We start from the raw sequence: 10,205 nt of genomic DNA, 5'->3' as shown, positions 1-10,205 counted from the left end.
GCCGCCGTTCCGCTGGTGGCGGAAGGGCAGATCCTCGGCGTCGTGGTCATGGCCTCCCGCGCCGCCGGCCAGTTCGCCCTGCACCAGATGGAGATGCTGGACGCGGTCGGCGCACACCTGGCGCTTACCGTTCGAAACGCTCAGCTCTACCACCGCCTGCGCGAGGCTGCGGTGGTCGAGGAGCGATACCGGCTTTCCCGGGAAATGCACGACACCCTCGGCCAGACGCTGGGCTACCTGGGCATGCAGGCCGAACGCATCCGGCGCCTCCTGGACGACGGCCGCCACGCGCAGGCCCGCGAGGAGCTCGCCGGCATGGCCGGCGCCATCCAGGAGGCGTATCTGGACGTCCGGGAGGCCATCGATAACCTGCGCCTCACCGCCGACTCACCCGGCGGTCTGGCTGGGGCCCTGCAGCAGATGGTCCGGGACTTTTCGGCCCGCTCCGGCATCCCGGCCGTGGCCCGCATTGAGCCACCTTCCGGGCCTTGCCCCGCCGAGGTGCAGCTGCACCTGCTGCGCATGGCGCAGGAGGCGCTGGCGAACGTCCGCAAGCATTCGGGCGCCACCCGGGTGGAGGTTGAGCTTTCGACCGCCGGCGGCCACCTGGAACTGAGCGTGGCCGACAACGGCCGGGGGTTCGACCCGGGCGCCACCTCGAACGGCCGCCACCACGGGCTCGTCGCCATGAGGGAGCGCGCCCGCGCCATCGGCGCCCAGTTGACCATCGCGACAGGCCCGGGCCAGGGGACCCGCATCCTGGTCAGGGTGCCGCTTGTTGAGGGGAGGCTGGCCCACGATGACCGTGCGCGTGCTCATAACGGATGACCACGCCCTCTTCCGGGAGGGGCTGCGCCGCATCCTGGAGAGCTATCCCGACGTGGAGGTCGTCGGCGCGGCGTCTGGGGGCAGCGAGGCTGTGAAGCTGGCGCTGCAGACGAAGCCCGACGTGGTGCTGATGGACGTGAAGATGCCGGGGGTGGATGGCGTGCAGGCCACCCGGGCGATTCGCGCAAGCCTCCCGCAGACTCAGGTGATCATGCTCACGGTCTCCGACCGGGACGAGGACCTGTTCGGCGCCGTCAAGGCCGGCGCTCGCGGCTACCTCCTCAAGAACGTGGCCGAGGAGGCGCTCGTGGAGGCCATCCGCCGGGTGAGCGCCGGGGAGGCCATGCTCTCCCCCCATCTGGCGGCCCGGCTGCTCGACGAGATGGCCGGCAGGCGCCAGCCGGCCCCCTGCGAAAACGACCCGGGGAGCCTCACGCAGCGCGAGGCCGAGATCCTGGCCCTTGCCAGCCAGGGCCTCACGAACCGCGAGATCGCCGACCGGCTTCACCTCTCCGTGCACACGGTGAAGACCCACGTGCGGCACATCCTGGACAAGCTGCATGCAAAAAACCGTGCCGAGGCGGCTACCAGGGCGATCCAGGCCGGGCACCTTCCGGGGGGCGTGGTCCCGGGGAGTTAGCTCCTTCGGATGATGACGGCCCGCATCCGCCCGGCCGGCCTGCGTAGCTCGATGGCCGGAGGGCCCGCTGCCGGCAATCACCCTCCTGCCGGATGGTGCGCGGCCCTCTTCCTCGCGTCTAATGGATCCGGTAATGCCACCGATTACGGGCTTCACCATCTTGGGTCGCCGGAGTCTTGCCGTACTCGCCTGCACCGGGCTGGCCCTCGTGGCAGGTCTGGCCTACTTTGCTTTCGCCAGACCCCTCGCCGTCACCCCACGGCTCGGCCCCGCCCCGGCTTTCCGGCTGGTTGACGCCCGGGAACGCCCCATCACCCACCAGGCCCTGGCCGGTTACACGGTGATCTACAGCTTCTTCACCACGGCCGCCTCCGACCGGGCCGGGCAGGTGATGGCCGGGCAACTACGCGCCCTTCAAGACCACATGGCGCAGGATCCCGCCCGGTTCGAGCGCGTTCGGCTGGCCGCCATCACCCTGGATCCCGAGCGAGACACACCCGGCCGCATCGCAGAGTTCGCCAGGGAGGCAGGCGCCGACCCGTCCAGGTGGGTCTTCCTCACGGGCCCGCCGCTGGCCGTAAAGCTGACGGCGGGCTCGGGGTTCGGGGTCTACTACGACGTCGTCCCCGGCGGCCCGCCGGTTTACGAGTCCCGCTACGTGCTGGTGGACGGCCAGGGGGTAATCCGCGGGATCTACCCCGGGCCCAATCTGGACGTGCCCCGGCTCCTGCGGGACCTGGACCGGGTGGAGCGCGAGTCCAGGGCAACCGGCGCGGCGCGCGTCGTGTACGAGGCCGCGCACCTGTTCCTCTGCTACCCGGGCCTTTGAGCCGCGCGAAGCCGCGCACCAACGGCCCAAGTCAAAAGGAGGCATGGTGAGGCAATGGCGCTTCAACAGCACGGGGCCCAGAGGGCGGATGGCGGCGTCCGGCCGGCCGAGGCCTCGACCCCGCAGCAGGTCGAGGAAGAGGTTCGCCCGAGAGGGGCCATGGCGATCATGCTGCTCTACCTGCTCGTGGTGGTGGCGGCCTGGGCGTACATGTACCTGAGTCTTGTCGGGCGCTGGTGAGAAAGGCGTGGTGATGCAGCGTGCCCGTTGACCTGTACGAGAAGCGGTGGATGACCCTGGTCGCCGCCGTGCTGGCCGTCTTCTTCCTGGCGGTGCTGGGGTCCGTGTTCGGCGCCGGCATCCAGGTGCCAGGGGTGTACGGGCAGGTAAACCCCCAGGCGCTGGCAAGTTCTCCGCCGTTTGACCGCCCAGGCGTGCGGGAACTGGGTCCCGGTCGCTACGAGGCCAGTTTGGTGGCGTTCATCTGGGCTTACACGCCCAACGAGATCCGGGTGCCGGCCGGCTCGACGGTCACGTTCAACCTGACAAGCCGCGACGTGGTGCACGGATTCCGCATCGTGGGAACCCCCGTCAACACCATGGTCTTCCCGGGGCAGCTCGCCAAGGCCAGCTACACCTTCCGCGAACCGGGGACCTACCTCTTCGTCTGCCACGAGTACTGCGGGATCGGGCACCAGAACATGTTCGGCCGGATCATCGTGGAGTAAGAGGGGAAGGTGTGACATGACGCTTGCCACTGAGCGCCGGCTGGTCGCCTGGCACCTCTACGTTGCGGTGCTGGCGCTTGTCGTCGGGGCTTCCCTGGGGCCGTTCCAGGCGCTTGAGCACGCAGGGGTGAACCTGTACCGGTACCTCCCGTTCCTCAAGTCCTACTACCAGGGTCTCAGCCTGCACGGGGTGCTGAACGTCTTGGTATGGACGACGTTTTTCATCAGCGGCTTCTTGCTGTTCGTCACGGGCGCGACGCTGAAGCGGCCGCTTGCGAGCATCCGCCTGGGGTGGGCCGCGTTCGGCGTCATGGTGGCAGGGGTGCTGCTGGCGGGCTGGGCCATCCTGGCCGACCAGGCCACGGTGCTGTTCACCTCGTACCCGCCCCTCAAGGCGCACCCGGCGTATTACGTGGGATTGACGCTGGTCGTTGTGGGAACGTGGCTCGTGTCGGCCAACATCTTCCTGACGTGGCGGGCATGGCGGCGTGAGAACCCCGGGGCGCGGACGCCGCTCGGGGCGTACGGGGCACTGGTTACCTTCATCATGTGGGATCTGGCGAGCCTCGGAATCGCCGTGGAGTTCCTGTTCATGCTGATCCCCGTTTCGCTGGGGCTGCAGGCCGGAACCGACCCGGTGCTGGCGCGGGCCTTTTTCTGGTTCACGGGGCATCCCATCGTCTACTTCTGGCTGCTGCCGGCCTACGTCTCGTGGTACACCATGGTGCCGAAGCAGGCCGGCGGCAGGCTGTTCAGCGACCCGCTGGCGAGGCTGGCGCTCTTGCTTTTCATCCCGCTTTCCATCCCCGTGGGGCTGCACCACCAGTTCACCGACCCGGGCATCTCGCAGGGATGGAAGCTGATCCACTCGGCGCTCACCTTCGCGGTCTTCTTCCCGAGCGCCCTGACAGCGTTCACGCTGCTTGCGTCGCTGGAGAACGCCGGAAGGGCGCGGGGAGGCCGGGGGACATTCAGGTGGTTTTTCGCCCTGCCGTGGAAAGACCCGTCGGTCGCCGCACAGGTGTTTGCCATGCTCCTGTTCGCCCTCGGAGGGGTCTCGGGGATCATCAACGCCTCGTACAACCTCAACCTGATGGTACACAACACCGCCTGGGTGCCAGGGCACTTCCACCTGACGGTAGGCTCGGGCGTCACGCTGACTTTCATGGGCGTTTCGTACTGGCTCATCCCGTACCTGACGGGGCGGCGGCTCTGGAGCCGGCGGGTCGCGCTCGCGCAGGCGTGGACCTGGTTCATCGGCATGCTGGCGCTGGGGCGGGGGCTCCACTTGCTCGGCCTTCTGGGGGCGCCCAGGCGGACGATGCTGGGCGCGGCGGCCTACGGCGCCCTCAACCCCGAGTGGCGGCTCCCGGCCCTCATGGTGGGCATCGGAGGGGCGATCCTGGCCGTCAGCCTTTACCTCTACCTCATCGAGGTGGCCGCCACGCTCTTCTTCTCCAGGGAGCCCGCGAGGGTCGAGGTGCCCGAGGCCGAGGCGCTGTCCGGGCCGGAGCACGCACCGTTTCTCTTCGAGCGGTGGCGGATCTGGATCGGGGCAGCCGTGGCGCTGGCGGCCGTGGGCTACGTTCCGACCATCGTGCAACTGCTCAACCACTTCAACCCCGTCCCGGCGCTGCGGGTCTGGTGAGCCGGCACCGCCCGGCATAAGACGGGCTGGCCCCGCCATACATCCCCTAAGAGCTGGGGGAGGATGCCGGCGTGGGCCAGCCCCGCACGCACCCGGCCTGGTTGGTGCGGATCGTCTCGATGATCGCCGTTGCCGCCGCCATGGCGTCGGCCTGGCAGATGCGCGCCGGGCCGCGGCCGGACCGGCCGGGCGCCGAGGCCGTGCGGGTGCGCCTCAGCCTTCCCTGGGCACAGTGGCGCCGTTCGATGGAGGTGCGCGAAGAGCGGGTCGCCCGGGCACTGGCTGCCGCCCTCGCCGAGCGCGCCGCCCCCGGAAGGCTCGCCGAACGGCGCCAGGCGGCGCTCCCGGATGACGGAGTCCGGCCCGTGTGGGTGGTGACCGCCGAGTTCGGCCGCCGCCCGCCCCGGCAGCTGTGGGTGCTGCCCTACGGGGAGCTGTGGGACCCCTCCTCTCGCCGGGCGATTTCGAACCCTGCTTTGAGCGAGTCCCTGAAGGGTCCGCTGGCGGGGTTCGCGGGCCAGCTCTTCGGCGAACCGGTGCCCTGGAGAGAGGTGGATCCCCTGTTCCCGCGGGACACGGGGGCCGTGCTGGAGGACGTACGGACGGGCGTGCGCCTCCACGTGCTGCGGTACGGCGGCTACTTGCACGCTGACGTCGAACCCGCCTCGCCCAGGGACACGGCCCTGCTCAAGGCGATCTACGGCGGCGAGTGGAGCTGGCGGCGTCGCCCCGTGGTGGCCATCATCGGGGGACGGCGCATCGCCGCGTCCATCAACGGGATGCCTCACGGGTACGGGGTCGTCAGGGGCAACGACTTTCCCGGCCACTTCTGCCTTCATTTCCGGGAAAGCCGCCTTCACCGCTCGGGCCGGGTTGACTGGTCCCACCAGTTGATGGTGTGGCAGGCGGCAGGGCGGATGGCGCAGGTGCTGGAAGAGGCGGCTCCGGAGCAGCTTGCCCGCTGGGTGCTGGCGGCCCTCAACGAGGACGACGAGGCCGCGCTCAAGCACGCCACGACCGGATGGGACCCTCAGCTTGCCGCCCGCCTCATGGACCAGATCCGGCACGTCACGGTGGCCGGCACCATCCTCGGCCCGCCGGGAAGCGCCGGCGAGCCGCCGGCGGTCGAGGTGCAGCTGGTCGTGTACTACGAGCGGCCCGACCCCGACACAGGCTACGGCCACACGCTGCGGCTGAACTTGCGGGAGCGGGCGGCGTCGGCGCCTTCCGGCACGAGAGGCTGGGCCATCCCCCTCGCGGACCTGGCAAAACTGCTCAAGATTCCGGCCGGGACCGTGCCACCTCCGCAGGCCGATCAGGACGAAGGCTGCTGAGAACGCCTTTCGCCGGCGTCAGTTCCGGTTCACGTTCCGGCAATCGTGGTGAATCGCCCGGTCACCCCGCGCCATGACCCGCAAGAACGCGTTCACCACTTCAGGGTCGAACTGCGTCCCCGAGTGCCGGACGATCTCCCGCACCGCGGTGGCCGAATCCAGCGCGGGCCGGTACGGCCGCCAGGAGGTCATGGCGTCGTACGCGTCCGCCACCGCGAACACCCGGGCCACGAGGGGGATCTGCTCGCCCCGGAGCCCCATGGGGTAGCCGAGCCCGTCGAAACGTTCGTGGTGGTACAGCACCACCGCCGTCACCGGCTGCAGGAACTCCACGCGGTTGAGCACCTGAAAGCCCAGATTCGGGTGGTTGCGCATGACCGCCCATTCCTCGTCGCTGAGCGGGCCGGGCTTGTGAAGGATGCTGTCGGGAATGCCGATCTTGCCGATGTCGTGCAGGAGGCCGCCCCGGTACAGCGCCTGCTGCTCCCGGGGCGAAAGCTGCATTTCCCGCGCAATCGCCAGCGCCAGGGCGGCCACCCGGCGGGAATGGCCTTCCGTGTCCCGATCCCTGACGTCCAGGGCCGCCGTCAGCGCCTCCAGGGTGTTGTCGTACGCCTGCTCCAGCGCCGAGTAGAGGCGTGCGTTGCGGATGGCAGCCGTGGACTGCTGGGCCAGGGTCTCGAGAAGCTGTACCTCGCCCTGCCCGAAAGGGCCGGGCGTGCGCCGCCAGACCACCACGCCTCCCACCAGTTCATCGCCCGAAAGCATGGGGACCGCCAGAATGGCGCGGATGCCTCGCGGGCGGGTCAGGTACCGAAAGGGGTAGTCCGGATCCGTTTCGGTGTCCTGCACCTGGACGGGACGCCGCTCGGCGGCAGCCCGCCCGATGGCCCCCTGCCCCAACTGCACCCGCGCCCGCCGAATGCCCTCCACCAGGCTCTCGGGGGCGTCGTAGCTTGCGCTGACGGTCAGGCTTCCTTCCTCGGGATGATACTCGAAGACGCCACCCGCGTCGGACCCCGTCAGTTCCGCAGCATACCGCGCCACAGTGCCAAGTACGTGCTGGACATCGAGGCTCGCTGCAAGCTCCGTGCCGATCTCCTGGAACGCCTGGAGCTGGCGGTACGCATCCTGCAGCCGGTCGTACATCTGCTGTAGCTCCTCCGTCCGGCGCCGGGCTTCCTCATGCAGCTCAGCGCCCGTGAGCGCCAGTGCCGCCTGGTACGCAAACGCCGTGAGGGCTTCCTTCTCCCAGCGGCGGTAAGGCCGCACCCGCCGGTGATAGACGGCCAGTACCGCGCAGACCCTTCCCTCCATCACCATGGGGAACAGCCCGATGGTGCGGATCCCCTCCTGGCGGGTCAGTTCGGCGAGGCGAACCCACCTTTTCTGGACCGGGGCATCGGTGATAACCCGGGCTTTCGCCTCGCGCAGCACCTCGCCCCCGGGGATCTGCGCAACGGCTCGGGTGACGCTCTCGGTGTAGGTCGCTGAAACCCCTTCTGACCAGGCGCACCTGACGCCGCCTGACTCCTGGGGAGCATAGATGGCCGCCCCGTCTGCGTTGACAAGGCCGATTGCCTGGCGGCCAAGCATCTCGTACGTGGAGGGAACGTCGCGAGTGACATTGAGGTTCCACACCGCATCCAGCAGCCGGTGCCAGGGAGTGGCCCTCGAACGCCCGCGCGGGCCGGCCGCTGGAGCCGGCGGTGACTGGCGTGCTTCCATGACCCCTGTCCTTGCCGCGATCTCGCGCTCCGTCACGTGTATCGACAAAATCCGGCTTGTTTTCACCCCTCTGGTGATTAAGTGAAGGCGCAGGGATTCCTGCGCCTTCGGGCAGGGACAGGGTCTAATCTCCCGTCAGGCGACGCCCTGGCGGAACGGCTCGGGCAGGGCACGCCAGACGGCCCACGCCAGAATCCCGCCGCCCAGCGCGGTGAGGAGTTGCGGCCACTGCATGGCGACCGCAACAGGAGGCGGCACGGTAACGAACGCCCGGACGGCCGTGGACAGAAGCGCCCACTTCACCACCGCGGCCACGGCGATGCCGGCGGCCGGGTGGACCCGCTTCAGGTAAGAGAAGATCAACACCACAAGGGCGTTGCCAAGCCCAATGAACGGCACCATGGGCGCAAGCGGCGCTGCCAGAATTCCCCGCCACAGGGCCACGACCGGCGTCAACAACCCGATGGCCGCCCCGAAGACCGGGCCGACCGTCCAGGCGGCGAGGAACAGCACGGCGTTGACGACCGGCCCCGTGACTGCCTGAGGCAGCCCCAGTGCCTGGAAGGCCACGGCAAACGCCAGCAGGATAGCCGAGATGACCACGAGCCGGGTTGCACGCGACCCGTTGGTCCCGGGGATCCCTTGCACGCTCACTTCTTCACCAGCCCCCCTCATTGCGGGCCTCGGAGAGTTTCAAAGCCCGGATCCGGCGAGGTCTGCCAGAGGCACCCTTCGCTCGACGTAGTGCGTGTGCAGCAGCTTGTGGCTGCGCTCGCTGCCGGGATGGCCCAGGAAATCCCGGTAAAGCGCCGAGACCTCGGGGTTTTCGTGCGCCCGGCGCAGCCTGCTCCCCCGGTCAATGGCCGAAAGACCCTGAGCCCGGGCCGCGCGCCCCCGCCGCGTGGTCCCCTGCCGCAACTGGCCCCCGCCGCCTACACAGCCTCCGGGGCAGGCCATCACCTCGACGAGGCTCAACCGTTCAAAGTCAGGGCTTTCGAGAACGGTGCGCGCTCCTGCCAGGCCGTCCACCACGGCACACTCGATGCTGCGTTGGCCGAGCCTGACACGAAGCCGCCTGACCTGCCCCTCCTGGTGAAGGGCGCTCAACTCCAGGGATCCGTCCGGCAGGTCCTGCCCGGTCGCCATCCAGTACGCCGTCCGCAGCGCGGCCTCAGCCACGCCGCCCGTGGACCCGAAGATGGCCGCGGCTCCCGTGGACTCCCCCATCAGGAGGTCGAACGGCTCAGGCGCCAGGGCGGGCAGGTCGATCCCCGCCTGTCTCAGCATGCGCACGAACTCCCGGGTCGTCAGCACGGCGTCCACCGCACCGCCGAGTTCCTCGCGCCTCGCCTCGAACTTCTTGGCCGTGCACGGCATGATGGAGACCACGAACAGCTTCTCCGCGTCGATGCCCGCCCGTTCGGCGAAGTAGCTCTTGACGAGCGAGCCCACCATCTCGTGGGGCGACCGGCAACTGGAGAGGTTTGCCCGGCGCTCGGGGAAGTAGTGTTCGACGTACTTCACCCAGGCCGGGCAACAGGACGTCATCAAGGGCAGCGGGGCTTCCTTGCCGTTCGCCGCCAGGCGGCGCAGCAGTTCCGCGGACTCCTCCAGGACGGTCAGGTCCGCGCCGAAGCTGGTGTCGAACACGTACGCGAAGCCCAGCCGGCGCAGCGCGGCCACGATCTGGGCGGTAAGCGCCTCCCCCTGGGGCAGTCCGAACGCCTCGGCAACCGAAACCCGCACCGCCGGGGCGATCTGTACGGCGACCCGCATGCCGGGCCGGCTCAGCGCCTCCCAAACGGGCGCGAGCGCGTCCGCCTCCGTCAGGGCGCCGGTCGGGCAGTGGAGCACGCACTGGCCGCAGTACACGCACCCCGCATCGGCCAGGGGGCTAGCGAAGGCCGGCTCCACCACCGTATCGAAACCCCGGCCGCCGAAGTCGATGGCCCCGACTCCCTGGACCTCCTGGCAGATGCGCACGCAGCGGCCGCAGAGGATGCACTTCGCGGGGTCCCGGACGATGACGCTGCTGGATTCGTCGGGCGGCTCGTCCAGCGCGCGGCGGTGGGCGCCCCCGAATACCCCGACCCGCGCTCCCAGGTGTGCCGCCAGCGTCCGGAGTTCGCAATCGTCCGAGCGAACGCAGTTCAGGCACCCCTGCGGGTGGTCGGCCAGCAGAAGTTCCAGGATCTGGCGGCGTGCCAGCTGCACGCCGGCGGTGTGGGTGCGCACCACCATGCCCTCCTGCACGGGCTGGGTGCACGCCGTGACCAGTGTCCGGGCCCCTTCCACCTCCACCACGCACAGGCGGCACGCACCAAACGGCGTCAGCCCTTCCAGGTGGCACAGGGTGGGAATCTCGTAGCCTGCTTCCCGCAGCGCAGCAAGCAGTGTCTGGCCGGGCGCTGCGTCGACCGGGCGCCCGTTGACGGTGAGGCGCACCCTGCCTGGCGGTGCCCCCGCGCCC

At 69.5% G+C, this 10,205-nt stretch carries 10 protein-coding genes; 7 read left to right on the top strand and 3 right to left on the bottom strand.

Annotated elements, in window-relative coordinates; all coding sequences use genetic code 11:
- The 7 genes from AB1609_07935 to AB1609_07905 form a co-directional block, all read left to right on the top strand.
- A partial coding sequence (locus AB1609_07935; GenBank protein MEW6046396.1) for a GAF domain-containing sensor histidine kinase occupies positions 1-828 on the top strand: 828 nt, incomplete at its 5' end.
- Positions 800-1,468, top strand: a complete 669-nt coding sequence (locus AB1609_07930; protein MEW6046395.1) for a response regulator transcription factor — start codon at positions 800-802, stop codon at positions 1,466-1,468. The genes AB1609_07935 and AB1609_07930, both read left to right, overlap by 29 nt.
- 160 nt (positions 1,469-1,628) lie before the next feature.
- Entirely contained in the window at positions 1,629-2,297 is a 669-nt protein-coding gene (locus AB1609_07925) for an SCO family protein (protein MEW6046394.1), read from the top strand.
- A gap of 54 nt (positions 2,298-2,351) precedes the next feature.
- Positions 2,352-2,537 carry a hypothetical protein gene (locus tag AB1609_07920; GenBank protein ID MEW6046393.1) on the top strand — a complete coding sequence of 62 codons (186 nt, stop codon included), beginning with the start codon at positions 2,352-2,354 and terminating at the stop codon, positions 2,535-2,537.
- Between the two features lie 20 nt (positions 2,538-2,557).
- Entirely contained in the window at positions 2,558-3,025 is a 468-nt protein-coding gene (locus AB1609_07915; protein MEW6046392.1) for a cytochrome c oxidase subunit II, read from the top strand.
- A gap of 16 nt (positions 3,026-3,041) precedes the next feature.
- Positions 3,042-4,673, top strand: a complete 1,632-nt coding sequence (locus tag AB1609_07910; protein MEW6046391.1) for a cbb3-type cytochrome c oxidase subunit I — start codon at positions 3,042-3,044, stop codon at positions 4,671-4,673.
- A 71-nt stretch (positions 4,674-4,744) separates the two neighbouring features.
- The gene (locus AB1609_07905) at positions 4,745-6,007 is read left to right on the top strand and encodes a hypothetical protein (protein MEW6046390.1); all 1,263 of its coding nucleotides are present in this window, start codon (positions 4,745-4,747) and stop codon (positions 6,005-6,007) included.
- A gap of 18 nt (positions 6,008-6,025) precedes the next feature.
- Here the strand turns inward: AB1609_07905 and AB1609_07900 are convergent, their stop codons facing one another.
- From AB1609_07900 to AB1609_07890, 3 genes are all read right to left on the bottom strand, one after another.
- Positions 6,026-7,783 (bottom strand): HD domain-containing phosphohydrolase, encoded by a 1,758-nt coding sequence (locus tag AB1609_07900; GenBank protein MEW6046389.1) that lies wholly within the window; start codon positions 7,781-7,783, stop codon positions 6,026-6,028.
- A gap of 87 nt (positions 7,784-7,870) precedes the next feature.
- Positions 7,871-8,389 carry an ECF transporter S component gene (locus AB1609_07895; GenBank protein ID MEW6046388.1) on the bottom strand — a complete coding sequence of 173 codons (519 nt, stop codon included), beginning with the start codon at positions 8,387-8,389 and terminating at the stop codon, positions 7,871-7,873.
- Between the two features lie 39 nt (positions 8,390-8,428).
- Positions 8,429-10,180: a [FeFe] hydrogenase, group A gene (locus AB1609_07890; GenBank protein MEW6046387.1), complete on the bottom strand. Its 1,752-nt coding sequence runs from the start codon at positions 10,178-10,180 to the stop codon at positions 8,429-8,431.
- Positions 10,181-10,205: the final 25 nt, after the last annotated feature.

The sequence above is a fragment of the Bacillota bacterium genome, from assembly GCA_040754675.1.
GTDB lineage: Bacteria > Bacillota > Limnochordia > Limnochordales > Geochordaceae > Geochorda.
The sequence above is the reverse complement of the archived record's forward strand: the minus strand, read 5'-3'. Positions and strand labels throughout refer to the sequence as shown.

Bases quoted from the DNA above. Each gene is read 5' to 3' on its own strand.
- AB1609_07930 (MEW6046395.1), top strand. From the start codon at position 800: ATGACCGTGCGCGTGCTCATAACGGATGACCACGCCCTCTTCCGGGAG.
- AB1609_07920 (MEW6046393.1), top strand. From the start codon at position 2,352: ATGGCGCTTCAACAGCACGGGGCCCAGAGGGCGGATGGCGGCGTCCGG.
- AB1609_07910 (MEW6046391.1), top strand. From the start codon at position 3,042: ATGACGCTTGCCACTGAGCGCCGGCTGGTCGCCTGGCACCTCTACGTT.